General features: G+C 51.8%; 22 protein-coding genes and 1 pseudogene. 10 read left to right on the forward strand and 13 right to left on the reverse strand.

The genetic code is table 11. From position 1 onward, the window contains the following. Nucleotides 1–97: 97 nt before the first annotated feature. Together NUS69_RS09025 and NUS69_RS09030 are read right to left on the reverse strand one after the other, a co-directional pair. Nucleotides 98–436: a hypothetical protein gene (locus tag NUS69_RS09025; protein ID WP_258083464.1), complete on the reverse strand. Its 339-nt coding sequence runs from the start codon at nt 434–436 to the stop codon at nt 98–100. Nucleotides 437–481: 45 nt separating this feature from the next. Then, nucleotides 482–1,159: a fumarylacetoacetate hydrolase family protein gene (locus NUS69_RS09030; protein WP_258085068.1), complete on the reverse strand. Its 678-nt coding sequence runs from the start codon at nt 1,157–1,159 to the stop codon at nt 482–484. Between the two features lie 94 nt (nt 1,160–1,253). On the opposite strand from NUS69_RS09030, the gene NUS69_RS09035 reads away from it, so the two are divergent. Continuing rightward, nucleotides 1,254–1,904, forward strand: coding sequence for a hypothetical protein (locus NUS69_RS09035; RefSeq protein ID WP_258083465.1), 651 nt, complete (start codon nt 1,254–1,256; stop codon nt 1,902–1,904). Nucleotides 1,905–1,975: 71 nt separating this feature from the next. Beyond that, the gene (locus tag NUS69_RS09040; protein ID WP_258083466.1) at nt 1,976–2,218 is read left to right on the forward strand and encodes a hypothetical protein; all 243 of its coding nucleotides are present in this window, start codon (nt 1,976–1,978) and stop codon (nt 2,216–2,218) included. Here the strand turns inward: NUS69_RS09040 and NUS69_RS09045 are convergent. Next, the gene (locus NUS69_RS09045; protein ID WP_258083467.1) at nt 2,208–3,311 is read right to left on the reverse strand and encodes a hypothetical protein; all 1,104 of its coding nucleotides are present in this window, start codon (nt 3,309–3,311) and stop codon (nt 2,208–2,210) included. The genes NUS69_RS09040 and NUS69_RS09045 overlap by 11 nt on opposite strands. 111 nt (nt 3,312–3,422) lie before the next feature. Here NUS69_RS09045 and NUS69_RS09050 point away from each other — a divergent pair, with 111 nt between their 5' ends. Genes NUS69_RS09050 through NUS69_RS09060 form a run of 3 tightly spaced genes read left to right on the forward strand, consistent with a single transcriptional unit; the run spans nt 3,423 to nt 5,135 of the window. After that, complete coding sequence (locus NUS69_RS09050) at nt 3,423–3,575, forward strand: hypothetical protein (protein ID WP_258083468.1); 153 nt, start codon at nt 3,423–3,425, stop codon at nt 3,573–3,575. Then, the gene (locus tag NUS69_RS09055) at nt 3,572–4,456 is read left to right on the forward strand and encodes a viperin family antiviral radical SAM protein (RefSeq protein WP_258083469.1); all 885 of its coding nucleotides are present in this window, start codon (nt 3,572–3,574) and stop codon (nt 4,454–4,456) included. Before NUS69_RS09050 ends, NUS69_RS09055 begins: the two co-directional genes overlap by 4 nt. Continuing rightward, on the forward strand, nt 4,446–5,135 hold the full coding sequence (locus NUS69_RS09060; protein WP_258083470.1) for a 3'-5' exonuclease family protein: 690 nt from the start codon (nt 4,446–4,448) through the stop codon (nt 5,133–5,135). Before NUS69_RS09055 ends, NUS69_RS09060 begins: the two co-directional genes overlap by 11 nt. Before the next feature lie 18 nt (nt 5,136–5,153). Here NUS69_RS09060 and NUS69_RS09065 read toward each other — a convergent pair whose 3' ends face one another. Together NUS69_RS09065 and NUS69_RS09070 are read right to left on the reverse strand one after the other, a co-directional pair. Continuing rightward, on the reverse strand, nt 5,154–6,932 hold the full coding sequence (locus NUS69_RS09065; RefSeq protein WP_258083471.1) for a M1 family aminopeptidase: 1,779 nt from the start codon (nt 6,930–6,932) through the stop codon (nt 5,154–5,156). A gap of 71 nt (nt 6,933–7,003) precedes the next feature. Beyond that, nucleotides 7,004–8,158, reverse strand: coding sequence for a tryptophan--tRNA ligase (locus NUS69_RS09070; RefSeq protein ID WP_258083472.1), 1,155 nt, complete (start codon nt 8,156–8,158; stop codon nt 7,004–7,006). 249 nt (nt 8,159–8,407) lie between these two features. Between NUS69_RS09070 and NUS69_RS09075 the strand changes: the two are divergent. Beyond that, nucleotides 8,408–8,509, forward strand: a pseudogene (locus NUS69_RS09075) (ribonuclease VapC); the annotation flags it as partial. A gap of 48 nt (nt 8,510–8,557) precedes the next feature. Here NUS69_RS09075 and NUS69_RS09080 read toward each other — a convergent pair. Then, entirely contained in the window at nt 8,558–9,970 is a 1,413-nt protein-coding gene (locus NUS69_RS09080; protein ID WP_258085069.1) for an acetate--CoA ligase family protein, read from the reverse strand. Between the two features lie 221 nt (nt 9,971–10,191). Here NUS69_RS09080 and NUS69_RS09085 point away from each other — a divergent pair, with 221 nt between their 5' ends. The 4 genes from NUS69_RS09085 to NUS69_RS09100 all read left to right on the forward strand — a co-directional run bounded on the left by NUS69_RS09085 (nt 10,192) and on the right by NUS69_RS09100 (nt 13,175). Further along, complete coding sequence (locus NUS69_RS09085) at nt 10,192–10,767, forward strand: winged helix-turn-helix domain-containing protein (protein WP_055428344.1); 576 nt, start codon at nt 10,192–10,194, stop codon at nt 10,765–10,767. 24 nt (nt 10,768–10,791) lie between these two features. Next, nucleotides 10,792–11,097 carry a DUF211 domain-containing protein gene (locus NUS69_RS09090; protein WP_014788876.1) on the forward strand — a complete coding sequence of 102 codons (306 nt, stop codon included), beginning with the start codon at nt 10,792–10,794 and terminating at the stop codon, nt 11,095–11,097. Between the two features lies 1 nt (nt 11,098). Next, nucleotides 11,099–11,656, forward strand: a complete 558-nt coding sequence (locus NUS69_RS09095; RefSeq protein WP_258083473.1) for an ArsR/SmtB family transcription factor — start codon at nt 11,099–11,101, stop codon at nt 11,654–11,656. Nucleotides 11,657–11,801: 145 nt separating this feature from the next. Next, entirely contained in the window at nt 11,802–13,175 is a 1,374-nt protein-coding gene (locus tag NUS69_RS09100) for an alpha-amylase (protein ID WP_258083474.1), read from the forward strand. 36 nt (nt 13,176–13,211) lie between these two features. Here the strand turns inward: NUS69_RS09100 and NUS69_RS09105 are convergent, their stop codons facing one another. The 7 genes from NUS69_RS09105 to NUS69_RS09135 all read right to left on the reverse strand — a co-directional run bounded on the left by NUS69_RS09105 (nt 13,212) and on the right by NUS69_RS09135 (nt 18,101). Next, a complete protein-coding gene (locus tag NUS69_RS09105) occupies nt 13,212–13,586 on the reverse strand; it encodes a hypothetical protein (RefSeq protein WP_258083475.1) in 375 nt (124 codons plus the stop codon). Nucleotides 13,587–13,607: 21 nt separating this feature from the next. Continuing rightward, nucleotides 13,608–14,012 carry a hypothetical protein gene (locus NUS69_RS09110; protein ID WP_258083476.1) on the reverse strand — a complete coding sequence of 135 codons (405 nt, stop codon included), beginning with the start codon at nt 14,010–14,012 and terminating at the stop codon, nt 13,608–13,610. 20 nt (nt 14,013–14,032) lie between these two features. Further along, on the reverse strand, nt 14,033–14,470 hold the full coding sequence (locus NUS69_RS09115; protein WP_258083477.1) for a translation initiation factor 2: 438 nt from the start codon (nt 14,468–14,470) through the stop codon (nt 14,033–14,035). A gap of 123 nt (nt 14,471–14,593) precedes the next feature. After that, the gene (locus NUS69_RS09120; RefSeq protein WP_258083478.1) at nt 14,594–15,337 is read right to left on the reverse strand and encodes a hypothetical protein; all 744 of its coding nucleotides are present in this window, start codon (nt 15,335–15,337) and stop codon (nt 14,594–14,596) included. Between the two features lie 188 nt (nt 15,338–15,525). Next, nucleotides 15,526–16,182: a hypothetical protein gene (locus tag NUS69_RS09125; RefSeq protein ID WP_258083479.1), complete on the reverse strand. Its 657-nt coding sequence runs from the start codon at nt 16,180–16,182 to the stop codon at nt 15,526–15,528. 6 nt (nt 16,183–16,188) lie between these two features. Further along, nucleotides 16,189–17,631 (reverse strand): NAD(P)H-hydrate dehydratase, encoded by a 1,443-nt coding sequence (locus NUS69_RS09130; protein WP_258085070.1) that lies wholly within the window; start codon nt 17,629–17,631, stop codon nt 16,189–16,191. 32 nt (nt 17,632–17,663) lie between these two features. Further along, a complete protein-coding gene (locus NUS69_RS09135; protein ID WP_258083480.1) occupies nt 17,664–18,101 on the reverse strand; it encodes a hypothetical protein in 438 nt (145 codons plus the stop codon). Nucleotides 18,102–18,111 lie beyond the last annotated feature (10 nt).

The raw sequence follows: 18,111 nt of genomic DNA on the forward strand, positions 1-18,111 counted from the left end.
AGGGTGTTTAATGTGCCGTTTAATCCGCCGAACCATGGTTAGTTGAAACTTGAAAAGGCTGAAGTGATTTAGGAAAAGCCCGGGAAAAAACGAAGGCTCATGCCCTCAAGGTCACGTCAATGACCGCAGTCTCGTTGCCGGGGTTCCTCACCACAACTTTCCAAGTACCCCCTGGAAGCTCAACAACAGCGTTCACTTCCCTGACGGTTCCGAAGTCCCTCAGCACAGCGCCGTCAGAGGATACCACCTTCACCTCAAGGGGAACGTTTGAGGTAATCTTCACGGTCAGGTTCGCCGGACCCTTGAAGAACCACTCCCTGCTCTCCCCGGCTGGAACGCCTTTTTCCCTTGCATAAACGAAGTTGTTGTAGAGACAGCCGGCCGTTACAACGGAGAGAACCAGCAGGAAGACAACCACTGAACGCGCCCGTTCCATAGCACCACCAAAGATAGTTAAATGCTAAAAACTTAAAAAAGTTTCTCAGCAGAGTATCGAATCCTCGGCCAAGACGTCCTCCTCAAGCTTTCCTATGCCCTCTATCCAGGCCTCCACCTTATCTCCGTGCCTCAGCGGGCCGACTCCAGCTGGAGTTCCGGTCGCTATTATGTCCCCCGGCTCAAGGGTCATTATTCCCGAGACGTACTCGATTATCTCCGGGATTTTGAATATCATTTCGCTTGTTCTTGCAAGCTGTCTGAGCTCACCGTTGACCTTCAGGCCCAGCTCCAGATCGCTCACGTCCAGCTCGCGTTTGTCAACCACTCTCGGACCAACCGGAGCGAAGGTGTCGAAGCCCTTCGAGACCGTCCAGGGAAGGCCCCTTCGCTTTGCTTCCCACTGCAGATCCCTGGCCGTTATGTCCATCAGAATTGTATAGCCCAAGACGTAGTCCATAGCCCTTTCCCTTGGAATTCTCTTGCCTCGCTTTCCGATTATCACGGCCAGCTCGACCTCGTGGTCAACGTGCTTGCTTTTCCTCGGCAGGATTATCGCCTGCTTAGGTCCTATGAGCGAACTCGGTGGCTTGAGGAAGATAACGGGCTCCTTCGGAACCTCATGGCCAAGTTCCTTTGCGTGCTCGGCGTAGTTCCTGCCGAGGCAGATTATCTTGCTCGGTTTTACCTCGTAAAAGCCGTCACGGAAGGGAAGACGAATCATTTCGAACACCAAGAATAGTTCGTTGGATGGGTTATAAACCCCTCGTGGGGAAAGGTAATAAGGTCCAGACTCCAAAACACAAACGGTGAAACTCATGAGGTTCTCCGTTCTCAAGGAGAGGGAGAGCACAGTTGGGCTGATATTTATGCTCATTTTTGAACTGTTCCTTCTGGCACTCTTGGCTTTCATAATATTCAACGTGGATGAAAACAGAATCTTCACCATAGGGGTCTTCGCTTTCTTTCTCCTGATAACACTAAGCGGAATTAGGGCTCTCATGAAGAAGAGGAGAGAATACCGGCGTGCCGAAAACTTCGCGAACCTTGCGAACTTTTCCGAATCGGAGGTAACCTTTCCGGAGGAGCTCGAACTCGAGAGGGGGACGCTCGAGATAAGGGGATACTGGGTCAGGAGCGGAAGGAACAGGAGATACCAAGTGGAGAGGAAGTTCCTTCCCGGGGAAAGGAAGAGAGCCTCACGGGTCCCTTTCATGGGCTCACCGTTCAAAGTGGCCGTTTCCCCCGACGGCACAGGCTTCGTAAAGGCTCCCGCCGTGAGAATAACCGACGGGCTTTACAAAAACGTCCTGGTGCTATTTTTCACCGATGAGGGTGAAGTCAGAGGTAGCGGCACGGTAACCGTTGCCACCGAGAGCGATTCCGTCCAAATAAACTTCAGAGGGGACGGAAAATTTATCCGGGGAATGTTTACTCCGCCCTCACGAAAGGGAAGAGCGTTAAGGTAGCCCTCACCGCTGAGGACTTTGAGTACAAGAAGGTCATCGGGAAGGGCAGGAGCTTCGAGTTCCGGGAAAGGATGCTCCCGGAGGAGAAGGTCATCATGGTGGGAACCTACGGGACGGTGACGCCGAGGATGGTGGCAAAGGCTCTCGGTGGGGGGACAGTACTCCTCGGCCACGGCGAGTTCATGATCCGCGGCATTCTGGACATAAGGCTGAGGCCGGACGTGAAGGCAGAGGAAACCTTCAGGGTCGAGCTGAAGGGAGAAGAAATCGAGGAAGAAAAGGAGTTCGAGGAGGAGTGGGGGTTCAGGGACTAACCCCAGATCTTACTTTCTTTTCAAAAATTCTCACTACCCATTCCATCTCACTTGCAGATGGAGGATTCCTAGATAGTTCAACGACAAACCTTGAGCCACTGGACAGCTTTTCGGTTTTTATATACAGATACAGCTTTTCTCTTTCTTCAAACCCAAGGGACTCCAAAAATTCTCCCATTGCACCAGAGATGGCCCTAACCTGAATAAACCGTACTTTGTCGTGTTTTTCCTGAAGATACTCTATCAACTTCTTGAAGGCCTTAGCCACGTTTTCATCGTCAGTTTTTGTCAAAAAGGGATTTGGTGAAAAATCAAAAACAATAAGCCGCGAACCCTCGATAAAATATCTAACACCCAAGAGGTAGTTTGAAAGTGCACCCGTTCCATCACCGTAGTGAATACTTAGACACTGGAACTCATTTTCTCCGTGGAACATCTCCAAAAGTCTGTTTTCAATTTCCATCTTAGCCTTTCTGCGAGCCACGTACTCAACCCAGCGTGCCTCTTCAAAGAACCTACAGGAATTCTTGCCTGAAACAACAAAAAACTCCCCACCAACATAATCCTCGTTTAATATTCTAAGCTCTTGGTCATGCCTCAATGAGAACACTGCCCCATATAGAGGAATAGCACGATCGAGAAAAGTCTTCCAATCAAACTTTCCCAGGAATCCCCTAACCCCCTCAATCAAGTCAATCCCAAGTAGGACAATATAGGGGCAGAACTTGTACGACAATTCTGAAAACTCAAACTTCTGCTCTTTGGAATCAGCTAGGTGTTTCAAAGCATTGAGTTCTCTACGTAGAGAGTGAAACTTCTTCCAGCACTGGACAATCTCTTTGGCTTTTTCGGGATCCCATATGAGCTTGTAGAGTTTAACTCTCCTACGGCCTTTTTGAAGATTTTCCTCCAGAGAAGGCTTGGACAGGACTTTTAAACGTACAAGTTCATCTAAAATCCTTCTGACAGTCTCCGGTCGCTCTTCAAGCTTTTTCGAGAGACTATACACCGTAAGCTCATTACCATCGTGTGCAAAGTCAATTATTTTGTATGCAATCTTTGTGAATTTCTCAGTATCTTTAGGTCTCACCATATATACCCCATAAGTTTGGCGAATATTCACAAAAAAACGTTTCTTTTCGAGAATACTTCCTTATAAAGTAAATCGCGGAATAACTATTGACAGCTCTTAGGGGTGAGCCAGATGGGAAAGAAGGGTTCCAAACCCATGACCTGGGAGGCCGCGAGGAGGATACAGAGCGCAGTGGACAGCGGGAGAGCCGTTAAGGCCGACGAGGGTTTCAAGGCCAGGGCAATGAGCGCAGCCGCAAGGAACTCAAAGGGTGGGAAGAAATGAACACCTCACCCCTTTCAATTTTTGAAACGACTCCACTGGCTGTCAACTGGCATATGCTCGAAAGGTGCAACTATCGTTGCAGGTTCTGCTTCGCAAAGTTCAGAGGAGCGCCAGAGCTCTGCAGAGACATCGAAAAGTCAAAGATCCCAATAAGCAAGCTCAGGGAGAGCGGAATTGAAAAGATAAACTTCACCGGAGGTGAGCCACTACTCTGTGAAAACCTCGGGGAGCTGATAAAATACGCCAAGGAGCTTGGCATGGCAACGTCGATAGTCACCAACGGCTACTATCTCGTGGAAGACCTCGGAAAGGAATTCCTGAAAGAATATGGAAGATACCTTGACTGGATTGGCATCAGCCTTGACAGCGGAAAGGAAGAAGTCGAAGTTGCACTCGGCAGGGGTTATGGTGATCACGTCAAAAGGGTTCAAGAAGCAGTCAAAATAATAAGGAAGCTTCATCCCCACATTGGAGTCAAGATAAACACAGTAGTTACCAAATTAAACTGGCAGGAGGACATGCATGACATCATCAGGGAACTGTCACCAGACAGATGGAAAGTTTTTCAGCTAAAAATAGTGCAGGGAATAAACGAAGAAAGCATAGAGCTGGCGATTACAGAAAAAGAATTCCAATCATTTGTTGAACGTCACAGCGACCTGAAACCAGTAGCAGAGGACAACGAGCTGATGACCGGTTCATATTTAATGATGGATCCCTATGGAAGGTTCTATGACGAGAACACCCAGGCCAACAATCACCGGCCTTCCTTGCTGGAAGTTGAACTGAATGAAGCATTTGATGGGCTGAGATTTGACGCATCGAAGTTCGTTCTCCGCGGAGGGATTTATAACTGGAGGAGGGGTGGAAATGAGGTTTAAACATGGAGTTACACACGTGATTTTCTTCGATATCGAGTACTACGTTCCGGAAGAACACAGAAACCGGCCGGGACTAAAGGCCAATCCATATCTGAATGGAGGCTTCGTCATTGGGGGAGTTTTCCAGAGGTATTTCCCAATAGAAAACAAATTCGAGAAAAAGGAGGAGTTCTGGATATGGGAGATGAATGGAAAAGACATACAGGAAAAAGAAAGGGAGCTTCTCAGGAAGATCTACTACTATTTCCGGGAAAGCTGGACGAGACTGGAAGTGTTTGGAAACGGCCCCCGGCTCACGGAACCGATAGCTGCAGGATTCGGAATAGCCCGCTTTGACATACCGGTGCTCTTCGTAAGAAGCCTGATTCATGAAATCGCTGAGCCAGAGAAACTGTATGAAACATATTTCAAGATGAGACATCTTGATCTCAGCGTTGCTTCCGTTCCATTGACTCCAGAAAGAAAATATCCAGAGGTACTGGCTCCGGTATCTCAGAACTGGGTGATTAAAAACCTGCTCATGATTGAAAACAAAAAGCCAAGCGGAACTGAGGTGTGGGATTTTTATGATAGGTCAGAGCATGATAGAATCCGGAAGAGAACCATAGAAGAAATCGAGATTTCAAAGGATGTGTACTTCAAGCTGAAAAAGATTAGAAATAAAAGGAATAGAGAGTAGACCTTTCTTTTTATCTCATCAATTCACCTTCACCTCAACCCCATTGACCTCGAACTCCCTGTTTATGTTGGCCATTACCTCATCGGGGTCGATAACTATCCTCATCGGCCTGGAGGGGAGCTCAAGGTCCACCGTTGCCGTTCCGTTAACCCAGACCGTCCTGTCAACATAGCTCCCGTCGTCGAGGTAAATCCGCACCGGGACGGGCATCGTGAAGTTGCTGGCGTCGGCGATGGTAAAGGTCATGCTGTAGCCGTTGCCCGTCGAAGAGAGGCCCAGGTGGGTGATGTTGTAGTCCGGGAACAGCGTGGAGTTGAACCACTCGTCGAAGAACCAGCCGAGGTCTTCACCGGAAACGTTCTCAACCGTTCTGATGAACGCCGTGTAGTTGCAGTGGGAGCCGTGGCACTCCCCAAGGACATCGTGAAGGGCCCTGTTGAAGGTCTCGTTTCCGACGATGAAGCGGAGGGAGCGGAGCATGAAGGCGCCCTTCCAGTAAAGGGTGATTCCGGAGCGTCGGTACTTCACTGCATCCCTCACCACCTCGTAGAAGGGCACATCTCCCCCATATCTCAGCGTCGTGTACTCGTTTTGGTTCAGCCAGGAGAGATAGCCCTCGGGATTCCACCTGCCGTACGCCTCCATCTGCATAAAAGTTGCCAGCGGTTCGTTGAAGTAACCGAAGGAAGCGTAATAGCCGGCCCATTCATGGGCAAGCTCGTGGAAGATTATGGAGGCGTAGTTTACAGCGGAGTCGTTCATGCCAACGAGGCATTCCACGAGTATAACGTGTCCCAAATTCAGTCCAAAGGGCTTCTTTCCAAAGCGTTTGTACATCATCCTCTGTAACCCTGGGAAGAAGACGGCATCAAACCTTTCAACCGGAAGAATCCCGGTCAGGTTGCTGTACAGCCCCATGGCAAAGGTGAACTCCCTTTTAACCAAGTCAAAGCCTTCCTCGTTATATATACCCTTGGTGAAATAGACGGTGAAGTTCACCCCGTTCCACTGAAAGCCCTTCCATTCCATGTCCGGGATGTAGAGCGTAAAGCCCTCGTAGGGTTTAAGGGAGGCGTTGTAAACGACCTTCATTCCCGAACGGACTATGCCCCACTCTGACAGCACAAAAACCGTGTTCTCTGGAAACGTGGGGATTACCGTGATGGTTGCATTCCTCGAAGCAAACTCCCACCAGGAAAAGTCGGTTCCAATGAGAACGTTCTTCCTCCACATCTCACGCAGGTAGTCCTCGTTCTCAAGGTAGCGGAACTCGTAGTGGGCAACCCCGTGGAGCTCGCTAAGATTCGTCGAGACGTTGACCGCGTAAATCTCAATGCCAACGCCATCTTCATTAACCCACCGGTAGACGTCCATGCGGGAAAGCTCAAGAGGGACGCCCTCGATGGTGACGTTGAGGGTTATAGGATCCTTCGGGGTGACGAGGAGCACCAGATAAAGCGTTCCAGAGGTGAAATTTGTAAGGACGAACTCGTACCTGCCCCTGAAGGTTCCATCCGTGTAGTTCACGCTTATGTTCCCGTACTGGGAATAAGGCACGGCAGAATACGTCTTCCAGAAGAATTCGGTCATGTTTTCAAAGCTCATGTTTACGTCAGCCCGCTCTTCAGGGTAGAGGAACTTCAGCGGCGTCTTGTGCTGAGAAGCCGGTGATTGAAGGGACGAAACTGTGTTCGAGGCCGATCCAGTTGATGTCGTTCCAGTCGTCGTATTCCCACCGAGACAGCCGCTCACGAGAACCATGAAAACAACCAGGGAAGCAAGAACCGCCTTCCTCACCTTTAACCCACCGGTAAAAGTTAATCCCAGCCAGTATAAAAAGTTTCGTGAAAATGGATTAAAAATCCGGCTCAGCCCCTCAGCGGCTCCGGGATGCTCTTCTCCCACTGCTCGCGGGCGAGCTCGCCAGTGTACTTGAACTTCTCGACCTTCTTCTCGGCCTCCTTGCGCTTCTTCTGGTGCTCTTTCAGGAAGTCCTGAACCTTTTCGATGAGGTAGCGCTTGCACTGGCCGCAGAGGAGCTCGCCGTTCTTACATGCATGGTAGCGCTCCATGAGCTTCTTGTCGTCGGGCTCGAAGAATATCTCCAGCCACTTGAAGACGACACACTTCTCGGGCTCGCCGCCCTTCTCGCGCTGCTCCTTGGCGGTTGCCCTGCCTCCGGTTAGGGCGTACTTCCATATCTTCCTGCCAGCCTCCTCCGGGTCGTCGGTGAGGTAAATGGCCGTCTCAGGCTTGCTGGCGCTCATCTTGCCCTCAAGGCCCATCAAACCGGGCACGAACTTGGAGTGAATGGCAGCGGTCTTGTAGTAGCCGAGGCTCTCTGCAAAGTCCCTCTGGAGCCTCCAGTATGGATCCTGGTCTATGGCCGCAGGGATTAAACACCTTTTCTTCTCGAAGAAGGTCGGCGCTGCCTGTATCGCCGGGTAAAATATCATCCCAATCTTGCTCTGGTCGGTGAAGCCGAAGACCGCCCTGGCCATCGAGTAGTTTATCTTTTTCGCTATCGGTATCGCCATCTCGTATATCTTGGTGAACTCGCTGTCCTGGAAGATGAAGGTTTTATCCGGATCGAAGCCGACGGCTATAATGTCCAATATGTTGTCGTAGGCCCACCTCTTGGTGTCGTCGAAGGTGAGCTTCTCCTTGAAGAGGAACTTCTCGTCGTCGGTTATCTGGATGTAGAGGTTGACGCCGAACTTCTCCTGGAGCCACTTGGTGGCGAAGAAGGGGATGATGTGGCCGATGTGCATCGGCCCGCTCGGGCCCCTTCCGGTGTAGAGGAAGAAGCCCTTTCCGCTCTCGTAGTCCGCTAAAACTTTATCGTAGTCCCTGTGGGAGAAGAAGAACCTCCTCCGGAAGTAGATGGGAAGCTCGCTCTTCGTCAGCTCTGCGGTTTTCTCTATCAGCTCGTCCGTGAGCGGACTCGTCCCGAACTCCTCTATCAGCTTAGCGTAGTCCACTACGCCTTCAACGTCCCATGGGGTGACCTTAAAGTCGTCCATTCAAAACACCTCCATTTCCAGTGGAAACGAAACTCAGGGCTAAGGCGGTCAAGAAGAGGTCGGTTTCACCAGGGCCAAAAACGACCACCGCGCATGGGAAGAGAAAGGGAAGAAGGGGATTTAAAGTTTTTGGAGGTGCATTAACTTAAACTGCAAACTATAATCACGATTATATAATCATATTTAGAGTATCCAGGGAGGAGGTGTTGGAGAACTGCCAGAGAGGCGTAAAGAGCACTTCGGGAGGGAAGAATAAAAGAGAGATACCATCTGCTCCCAAACGATGCGCTCATAGTATCAACTTGCGAGTTCTACGGGATAGACAAGATGGCAACTTTTGGTGTGGACTTTAAAAGGGTAAAAACTATGAACATAGTGAAAAAAAGTCTGAAAAGCTCATTAGAGCTTCCCGTTCTCCCTCAGCCACTCGCCGTACTTGACGAGGGCATAGACGGCATCGACGCCATCCTCGACGGTCTCGTAGACTGGAACGCCGGCTTCCTTCTCTATCCTCCTGGCCATCCTGTGCGGGTAGTCTCCACCGGGGGCCACGAAGACTATGGGCTTGCCGTATTCCCTCATTCTCCCCATCGCCTCGACGATTCCCTCGTCGAGAGCCGGACTCTGGAAGAGGGCTATGACGACGAGGACATCAACGTTCGGGTCTTCGAGAGCGTAGCGCATGGCTATCTCGTACCTGCTCGACGGGGCGTCGCCTATGATGTCTATCGGGTTCTTGTAGCTCATGTGCTCGGGAAGTTCCCTCCTCTCTATGGCCCCCTTGAACTTTCGGTTTGTCTCCTCGCTCAGCTCCGCGAGCTTCATGCCGCGCTCAAGCAGGCCGTCGCTCATCATGACTCCTGCTCCACCGCCGTTGGTGACTATCGCAACCCTGTTGCCCTTCGCCGGCTTCTGCATGGCTAAAGCTTTGGCGTAGTTGAAGAGCTGGCGCATGCTCTTGGCGCTCAAAACGCCGGTCTGCTCGAAAGCGGCCTCGTATATCTTGAACGAACCCGCGAGGGAACCTGTGTGGCTTGCGGCCGCTTTGGCGCCGGCCTCGGTCCTTCCGGCCTTAAGGATGATGATGGGCTTCTTGAGCGTGACCTCCTTCGCTATGTTGAAGAACTTCCTACCATCCTTGACGCCCTCAATGTAGCCGGTGATGACGCCGGTCTTCTCATCCTGGCCAAGGTACGCTATGAAATCGCTCTCGTCGAGGTCGGCCATGTTGCCGAGGCTGATGAACTTGCTCATGCCTATCTCATGGTTGGCCGCCCAGTCGAGGATTGCAGCGCCGAAGGCGCCGCTCTGGCTCATGAAGGCGATCTTTCCAGCGGGCGGTCTTGCCTGCCTCTCCGGCGGGTTGAAGTTGCAGTCGAAACCGTTCTCAAGGTTGGTGACGCCGAGACAGTTGGGGCCGACGAGCCTGATGCCCCACTTCCTGGCTCTCCTTACGAGCTCCTCCTCAAGTTCGACCCTTCCGGCCTCCTTGAAGCCAGCGGAGATGACAACGGCGCCTTTAACACCCTTCTCGCCACACTCGTCGATGACATCTGGAACGAACTTCGCGGGAACCGCTATGACGGCCACATCTATCTCGTCCGGTATCTCCTTGATACTCCTGTAAACGGGGAACTTCTTCCCGTTGACCTCGACTTCGCCACCCTTGACGTTGACAGCGTAGACCTTTCCATCGAATTTGAGCGTTATTGAGCGCATTATCGAGTTCCCTATCTTTCCTGGGACGTTTGACGCCCCGATGACCGCGACGCTCCTTGGATAAAACAGGAAATCGAGCTTTGGAGCCTCCATCTTATCCACCTCCGAAGGTTTTTCGGAAGACCATATTTAAGCCTTCCTCCACAGATGGGTACATCCGGAAAGACTGGATATTTTGTCCAGCAAGGGTACAGGGAGAAAGCAGCCTTTACATATATAAAGTTACCGGGGGGTTTTGAGGAGGAACCAAAGCAAAAGAGTTAAATTCTCGAACGTTCAAAAAACCATTAGAACGTTTAAATTGGGTGATGGGAATGGCGAAAGTGAAGGTCATAACAGACCCTGAAGTAATAAAGCTGATGCTTGAGGACACGAGGAGAAAGATCCTCGGACTGCTCCGCAACAAGGAGATGACCATCTCCCAGCTGAGTGAGATACTGGGCAAGACGCCCCAGACCATATACCACCATATCGAGAAGCTCAAGGAAGCGGGCCTGGTCGAGGTCAAGAGGACGGAGATGAAGGGCAACCTTGTGGAGAAGTACTACGGGAGAACGGCCGATGCGTTCTACATAAACCTCTATCTCGGGGACGAGGAGCTGAGGTACTTTGCCCGCTCCAGGCTGAAGACAAAGCTCGAAGTCTTCAAGGCGCTCGGATACGAGTTTGACGATGAAGAACTTCTCAACACGATGGACGAACTGCTGAAGAAGGAGCACGAGTTTAAGACTGAAATATCCCGGGAGATAGAGGAAAACGAGGACAGGCTCAGGGACTTCTCCAACGAGGACATCATCCACGCCATCGAGTGGCTCGCCATGGCGAGGATGGGGCGCGATGAGGAGGCAATGGAGCTCCTCAAGAGGCTCGGGAAAATACTTAAAAAGTGATGGGGAAAGGAGAAGCGATGGGATATGGCGAAGGGGATACGACTTCTAGTCCTGGACGTGCTCAAGCCACACCAGCCCATGGTGACGGAGCTGGCGCTTGGACTCAGCGAGCTTGAGGGCGTCGACGGCGTCAACATAACGCTGGTGGAGATAGACAAGGAAACGGAGAACGTCAAGATAACGATGGTCGGCGACAACCTCGATTACGATGAGATAGTCAGAACCATCGAGGAGTTCGGCGGGGTAGTCCACAGCATAGACATGGTCGCGGCGGGCAAAAAGATAGTTGAGGAAGGAGAAACTCCCCAGGACAAGCTGGAGGAGTATTGAGTTGAGGGAAGTTCTAATTATCACCGAGCCCGAAAAGGTCAAGGTTCTCTCCGAGGAGACGCGCTTTAAAATCCTTCAACTGCTCAGAGACAGACCAATGACGATCAACGAGCTCAGCGACGCCATAGGGAAGGACAGAACGACCATATACAGGCACGTGAAGATGCTTGAATCAGCGGGCCTCGTGGAGGAGCTGGAGATTCACGGGAACGAGAGGGTCTACGCAAGGGCTGCGAGGATATTCCTCATAAAAGCAGACCCGGATGAGAGCATCGAGGAGTTCAGACAGGCGTACCTGCAGGTTGAGGCAGAGAAACTTGTCCAGATTCTGGAGAAGGCAGGATTCCGGATAGAGGACAGGGAGATGCTCAAGAAACTGGCGAAGGAAGTCCTGAACGAGATAGAGCTCAACTCCCAGCCCATAATCAAAATGATATCCCAGGCCGACGTTGACCTCACGGAGATAGAGCTCTTCCATCTCCTCAACATGCTGGTCTTCCTCCAGAGCTGCGAACTCTGTGAGAAGGCAAAGGAAGTGAGAAAGCTGGTTGGGTTCTAAATTTTTTACTCACCTAACATGAAACATGACGTTTCGTTTTTGGCCCCGATTATAATGAACAATTACGCTCCTTAATGTACATTAGCGATAAAGCTTAAATATTTCACCATCGGTGATATATTATGACCACCCGGTGGTGATTGCCATGGCCAGGAAAGTGTTGGTTGCACTTCTCGTACTTCTGGTATTTCTCAGCGTCTCGGCAGTTCCGGCAAAGGCGGAAACCCTTGAGAACGGCGGCGTTATAATGCAGGCCTTCTACTGGGACGTTCCCATGGGCGGTATCTGGTGGGACACGATAGCCCAGAAGATACCGGACTGGGCGAGCGCCGGGATTTCGGCGATATGGATTCCTCCCGCGAGCAAGGGCATGAGCGGAGGTTACTCGATGGGCTACGACCCCTACGACTACTTCGACCTCGGCGAGTACTACCAGAAAGGAACGGTGGAGACGAGGTTCGGCTCGAAGCGGGAACTCATAAACATGATAAACACCGCCCACGCCTACGGTATGAAGGTGATAGCGGACATAGTCATCAACCACCGCGCCGGCGGCGACCTGGAGTGGAACCCCTTCGTGAACGACTACACCTGGACCGACTTCTCGAAGGTCGCGTCGGGCAAGTACACGGCCAACTACCTTGACTTCCACCCGAACGAGCTCCACGCGGGCGATTCCGGAACATTCGGAGGCTACCCAGACATATGCCACGACAAGAGCTGGGACCAGTACTGGCTCTGGGCGAGCAGCGAAAGCTACGCGGCTTATCTCAGGAGCATCGGCATCGACGCCTGGCGCTTCGACTACGTCAAGGGCTACGCTCCCTGGGTCGTCAAGGACTGGCTGGACTGGTGGGGAGGCTGGGCAGTTGGAGAGTACTGGGACACCAACGTTGATGCCCTTCTCAACTGGGCCTACGCGAGCGGTGCCAAGGTCTTCGACTTCCCGCTCTACTACAAGATGGACGAGGCCTTCGATAACAACAATATCCCAGCACTTGTCGATGCCCTCAGATACGGACAGACCGTGGTCAGCCGCGACCCGTTCAAGGCGGTGACTTTCGTAGCAAACCACGACACCGACATAATCTGGAACAAGTACCCGGCCTACGCCTTCATCCTCACCTACGAGGGTCAGCCCATGATATTCTACAGGGACTATGAGGAGTGGCTCAACAAGGACAGGCTCAGGAACCTCATCTGGATACACGACAACCTCGCGGGAGGGAGCACCGACATCGTTTACTACGACAGCGACGAGCTTATTTTCGTGAGAAACGGCTACGGGAACAAGCCGGGACTGATAACCTACATCAACCTCGGCCCAAGCAGGGTCGGAAGGTGGGTCTACGTCCCGAAGTTCGCCGGCTCGTGCATACACGAATACACCGGCAACCTCGGCGGCTGGGTGGACAAGTACGTCTCCTCCAGCGGCTGGGTCTACCTTGAGGCCCCGGCCCACGACCCGGCCAACGGCCAGTACGGCTACTCCGTCTGGAGCTACTGTGGGGTGGGCTGAGGCCACACCCCAGCTGTTTCTATTCTTCTCGTCTGTTTACGACGACACTTGATTGGCTCCCTTTCTCGCGAATCCTGGCCAGAGAAACTCAAAAATCCCACTGAGAAGCCAGGCCGTGAAGAACATCATCATTTCCTTGGAGACCCCATAGACGCTCTCTTCAAGGAGCAGGTACTCCGCCCTAACGAGAACCACCAAAGCAGTATACAGAAGGACATTCCGTAGTAAAAAGGCCCCCTCCAGTTTTCCGTTCCGGAACTCCCAGGCGCGGGGGAGGAGGGCACCCGCGATCCAGAGAAGTACTAGAACGAGCATCGTCTCAGGAGAAAACCCTCTAACCACGAGGACAGCTACCGCAAGGATAACGGCCGAAACCGAGATAAGCACCCGAACCGCGTTTTCGGAGGCCATTTTTCATCACCCGTCGTTTTTTTAGTATTTGTGACCTGCCCTATTATTATCCACAAGGCCAAGCGTTTTTTCAGCCCCTCGAGCCAGCCCAACCCTAAAGAGCAGGAGTGTCCAGAGGAGCGAGATTACCGCGGTGGAGTACGGATAAAACCCGAAAACCCACACGAAAACATTAGACGCCGGAACCACCCCGGAGAACACGAACCACAGACTGCTCTCCAGCGAGCAGTACTCCGAATCCCTGTAGGCGGAGCACATGAGCCACATCAGGGCCGGGAAGGCCAACCAGTAAAAACCCGTGACAAGAAGGGCCTCAGGACAAAACCCATCACTTCCAAAGTACCCACCGAGGAGTGCCAGGGCCAGCTTGGCAATCCACCAGCGCAAAAATAAGATGAAAGGAACTTCAGTTCCGTAGAGCCTCATTTTCACCACCTTTAGCACCCTTAGCCAAATTCCATCCTGAATATCCTCTCTTTTTCCTCTTTGCTGAGGGGATAACCGGCATCGGTGAGGAGCTTTGCCGCCAGCAGTGCAAAGAGAACGCCTGCCGGGCCAAGGAGTATCAGGTTTCCATCGAACCAGCTTCCCAGTATTGCGGCGGTTATTGGTATGAACCCTATCATATAGCGCGCCATCAGGAGGTTGTTAGCTATTCTGTCAGCATCTCTTGGAGGATACACCTTTGACAGCGTTTGCCACTCCGCTCGATACAGGTATAAAATGATTGGGGTCATCGCAAGCAACCACAGGATGCCATACTGCAAACTCTTCTCAGGGATCGCGTACTTTCCAAAGATTACAAATAATATCTCTGCCGCAACCAACCGTGTAAGAAAATTATGGATGAACTTTCTGTTGTGAATGTACTCCCTCATCATCATACCCCCAAGTTTAACACAGGAAATTAAAAGCAAAAGAGCTTTAAGTATCTTCACCACTTCTGAATGCTGTGTGATGTGGGGCATATTCCTCTAAAACACCCAGGATTAGGAGGATCTGTGACCTCAGGATACGCACTGTATGACATTATTTGCCTCTCCCGTGGTAGACTTATCCCAACCTTTGATTCCTGTGACCGATCCTATTAACTCTCCAATGCTCCATGAAACTATTCCTGATAAAATCTTTACCCCTGTTGTTCCAAATACCCTAACCGCAATCTGTTCTGGGAAAAATAATGAGACTGCGACCCTTCCAACTGCGTTAAGAGCACTCCCCCAACTGTACGTGTGAATATAGTACATGACTGTTGTCAATTTGAGTCCCTGATACTCAGGTTTAGGTCTGACACCGATGTATATATACCCGCTCGAAACGTCATCATCAACTGGGATTTTTATCCTTAAGAACTTGAATTCGTGTCCACCAATTATCTTGGACTTAATATCAACTCCAAGAATAACCGGCCGACCCACTGAACCATCAGATGGGTAAGTTATAACATCTGGAGTTTCATTCTCATAAAATATGTCATCCCAATGGCCGTCTTTGAGACGGATTTGCCAAGGTATTGTTATCGTTATGTAATCAGAGGACCCATCCAATAGTTTCTCAGTATGGTCCCATTCCCAGTGATACGCTAGGTATATCCTACCCTTGTATACATAAAAGAGATACGGTTCAACACTAAGATGAAGCTCACTCTTGTCTCCGAATATCGTAGGCTGTATTGGCGTTTCTGCTAATGGTGCAGCCATCGCACTTCCAGTCGTCACTCCAAGCAGGAGCAGTCCGAGGAGGACTGCCATCAACGGACGCCACTTCAAGGGGCTAACCTCCAAGAGTTTTCAATGGACATAAAATCCAAGTCCTTAAAAGTTTTTCTCTTCAATAGTAATTTATAACAAACATGAAAAAAAGACTTCAACCATCGCAAAATGACTCCAATTGACGAAATAAGTTGAGTAAAAAAGATCTCCAAAACTTCAAACTCACATCATCCCCCAGAACTTTCGGGCTCACACCACCCTTCCTTTATCCTCACAACCTCGTCGGTGAGATACGTCCCGTTAATTACCTCCGCCGGGCAAAGGAGAGTCCCGTTCGTCCCGGTTATCTCCGCGAAAACCCCCCACGTTCTTCCAAGGACTTCAACGCTCTCGTTCACGCAGGTCGTCTCGTTTGAAGCCTGGAAGAGAAAGTAAACGATGGAGTTCCTTTCAATTTTGTAGCCGAGGTAAGTGCCGTTGATGCAGGAATTCAGGGTTATCCTCCGCCGCAGGGCGTCTTCAAGGGTTGGGAAGCAGTGCCCGTCGTCGAGGACGAAGCGTCCGTCCTCAAAGACCGCCCTGCAGTAGAGCAGGTCTCCGTCGCGTATCTCCGCCACCACATAATCGACGGGAAGTTCAAAGGTCTTCACGAACCGAAAGTCCCTTCTACCATTGCTGGAGCGCCTGAACTTGAAGAGAGCCACGTGGGTAACCTCGTTGGGATAGCCGGCCATAAGCTCCGCATCCTCAAACTCAAGGGGAGAGTTGAAGTGAGTCTCGACCTCCAGCTGGTACTTCTCCCCTGAAAAGAGGATAAGAAGGGAAACCAGAACCAGAGAGACAACGGCAAGAAAAAGGAAGGCCTTCAAAAAACGCCGCATCATACCACCTCAGAACTCCATCACCCACTTCACGGCATACGGAACCGTTTTGGCAACCTCCAAGGCCGTGAAGTTCTCGCCGAGCTCCTCCTTCACCATATCCCCCGCGAGGCCGTTGAGGAAGGCACCAACGGAAGCGGCCCTCAGCGGTTCGTTGCCGAGCGCGAGGAGTGCACCAACGAGGCCCGCCAAAACGTCCCCGGTTCCACCGGTGGTCATGCCCCTGTTCCCGGTCCGGTTATACTTCCAGGTCTTCCCGTCGCTGATGATGTCGTAGGGACCTTTGAGAAGGATAACACCGTCGAGCTCGCCGGCCTTCTCCTTCACCACTTTGGCCTTCTCTATGAGTGAACCCTCGGGCTTGACGCCAAAGAGAACCGCAAACTCACCCGCGTGGGGAGTTAAGACAAAGGTCTTTCCATTGAGAACGCTCAAATCCTCGGCTACAGCCTTAATACCGTCCGCATCAATCACCATCGGCTTCTCACAGCGCCTAACGAACCCCCTCACGAACTCCTTCGTCTCCTCGGCGAGACCGATTCCCGGGCCGATGACGACGGCGTCAGCCTTTTCTGCCAGTGCCAAGACTCCCTCAAGATGCTTCTTTGTGAAGTTCTTCCCTTCGACTGGCCTGAGGATCAGGTCGGGGTCGCTTATCCGTTTCGCCGGTTCGGAGGGCATCGCTAAGTAAACCAAATCGACGAGGTAGCTAGCCCCCTTGGAAGCTAGGTAGGGCGCGCCGTAGTAGTCCCCGCTCCCACCGATGATGAGCAGTTTACCGTTCTGTCCCTTGTGCTCACCCCTCTTCCTTAGCGCGAACTTCGCATCGCCCGGCCCGACGAGGTGGTAGAGTTCCTTGGGATAGCCTATCTTAACCACAACGCGCTCGAAGCCCTCGTATTCCTCCTTGTCCCACTGGAATGTGACGGCGAAGTCGGCCTTAACGCGAATCTGGGAGGGATAGCCGCTCGGCAGGTCGACGCTGACTATCTTGGTCTTTCCGGCGTATTCGTTTATCTTCTCGATGGCCGAGCGTATCGGCTCCCTCGGCTCGCCCCTCGTGCCGGCCCCGAGCAGGGCATCGACGATAACGTCGTAAGCGCTTAAATCCAGGGATTTTACATAGGCAGAGTCCTTCAGGACTTTAATTTTCACAAAATCGAGCCTTTTGAGTATCTCCCAGTTGTGTCTTGCCTCCTCACTCCTTATCCTGGCCTCGTCTCCAACGAGGAAGAGCGTGACATCGTTCTCAAAGCTGAGGTGTCTGGCCGCGACGAAGCCATCGCCGCCGTTGTTTCCGGTGCCTGAGAAGACGGCCACCGTAAGGCCCTTCCCGAACTTCTCCTCAATCGTCCTGGCAACGCCCGCTCCAGCGTTCTCCATGAGCTGGTAAGGCGTAATCCCAAGCCACCTAGCGTTGATGTCCCAGATATAAACGTCCTCGATGCGCATGAGTATCACCGGAGAAATTTCGGGTTCAAAGGTTAAGGGGTTTTCCATGAGCGATACGAGGTCAGGACGAGAAGCAGGCCGAGAGGAGCCGTGATGTACCACATCAGGACAAATATGAGAATCCCACTTATCCCACTCTTAATCGCCGCGTAGGAGGACTCAATGACGACGGCGGGGAACTCAAAGACGACGGCTATGATGAAATACGCCAGAAGTAACCTGACGGGAAACTTCCCCCTCCGGAGAACCACCATGAGGTAAACCTCAGCGATGCCCATGATGAGCGGGTAACCCAAGGCAACGAATCTGGGGAGATGCAGCAAGAGGGGCACGTTGTAGAAAAGCACCATGCCGAGAACCGAATCGAGGAGCGTGACGAAGCGAAAACCGAATCGGAACAGTATAAGGAAGGGTAGCCAAGGGGAGAGGGAAGGATTGTTCCTTCCAGTCCTACTATTCTCACGTTCCATAGACGATACA

The organism is Thermococcus thermotolerans (genome assembly GCF_024707485.1).
Lineage (GTDB): Archaea > Methanobacteriota_B > Thermococci > Thermococcales > Thermococcaceae > Thermococcus > Thermococcus thermotolerans.

Excerpts from the sequence above, each read along its gene's own strand:
- NUS69_RS09100 (WP_258083474.1), top strand. The coding sequence starts at position 11,802 with ATGGCCAGGAAAGTGTTGGTTGCACTTCTCGTACTTCTGGTATTTCTC.
- NUS69_RS09040 (WP_258083466.1), top strand. The coding sequence starts at position 1,976 with ATGCTCCCGGAGGAGAAGGTCATCATGGTGGGAACCTACGGGACGGTG.
- NUS69_RS09110 (WP_258083476.1), bottom strand. The coding sequence starts at position 14,012 with ATGAGGCTCTACGGAACTGAAGTTCCTTTCATCTTATTTTTGCGCTGG.
- NUS69_RS09045 (WP_258083467.1), bottom strand. The coding sequence starts at position 3,311 with ATGGTGAGACCTAAAGATACTGAGAAATTCACAAAGATTGCATACAAA.
- NUS69_RS09090 (WP_014788876.1), top strand. The coding sequence starts at position 10,792 with ATGGCGAAGGGGATACGACTTCTAGTCCTGGACGTGCTCAAGCCACAC.
- NUS69_RS09055 (WP_258083469.1), top strand. The coding sequence starts at position 3,572 with ATGAACACCTCACCCCTTTCAATTTTTGAAACGACTCCACTGGCTGTC.
- NUS69_RS09070 (WP_258083472.1), bottom strand. The coding sequence starts at position 8,158 with ATGGACGACTTTAAGGTCACCCCATGGGACGTTGAAGGCGTAGTGGAC.
- NUS69_RS09060 (WP_258083470.1), top strand. The coding sequence starts at position 4,446 with ATGAGGTTTAAACATGGAGTTACACACGTGATTTTCTTCGATATCGAG.
- NUS69_RS09115 (WP_258083477.1), bottom strand. The coding sequence starts at position 14,470 with ATGATGATGAGGGAGTACATTCACAACAGAAAGTTCATCCATAATTTT.
- NUS69_RS09050 (WP_258083468.1), top strand. The coding sequence starts at position 3,423 with ATGGGAAAGAAGGGTTCCAAACCCATGACCTGGGAGGCCGCGAGGAGG.
- NUS69_RS09080 (WP_258085069.1), bottom strand. The coding sequence starts at position 9,970 with ATGGAGGCTCCAAAGCTCGATTTCCTGTTTTATCCAAGGAGCGTCGCG.
- NUS69_RS09030 (WP_258085068.1), bottom strand. The coding sequence starts at position 1,159 with ATGATTCGTCTTCCCTTCCGTGACGGCTTTTACGAGGTAAAACCGAGC.
- NUS69_RS09025 (WP_258083464.1), bottom strand. The coding sequence starts at position 436 with ATGGAACGGGCGCGTTCAGTGGTTGTCTTCCTGCTGGTTCTCTCCGTT.
- NUS69_RS09035 (WP_258083465.1), top strand. The coding sequence starts at position 1,254 with ATGAGGTTCTCCGTTCTCAAGGAGAGGGAGAGCACAGTTGGGCTGATA.
- NUS69_RS09135 (WP_258083480.1), bottom strand. The coding sequence starts at position 18,101 with ATGGAACGTGAGAATAGTAGGACTGGAAGGAACAATCCTTCCCTCTCC.
- NUS69_RS09125 (WP_258083479.1), bottom strand. The coding sequence starts at position 16,182 with ATGATGCGGCGTTTTTTGAAGGCCTTCCTTTTTCTTGCCGTTGTCTCT.
- NUS69_RS09120 (WP_258083478.1), bottom strand. The coding sequence starts at position 15,337 with ATGGCAGTCCTCCTCGGACTGCTCCTGCTTGGAGTGACGACTGGAAGT.
- NUS69_RS09130 (WP_258085070.1), bottom strand. The coding sequence starts at position 17,631 with ATGCGCATCGAGGACGTTTATATCTGGGACATCAACGCTAGGTGGCTT.
- NUS69_RS09105 (WP_258083475.1), bottom strand. The coding sequence starts at position 13,586 with ATGGCCTCCGAAAACGCGGTTCGGGTGCTTATCTCGGTTTCGGCCGTT.
- NUS69_RS09085 (WP_055428344.1), top strand. The coding sequence starts at position 10,192 with ATGGCGAAAGTGAAGGTCATAACAGACCCTGAAGTAATAAAGCTGATG.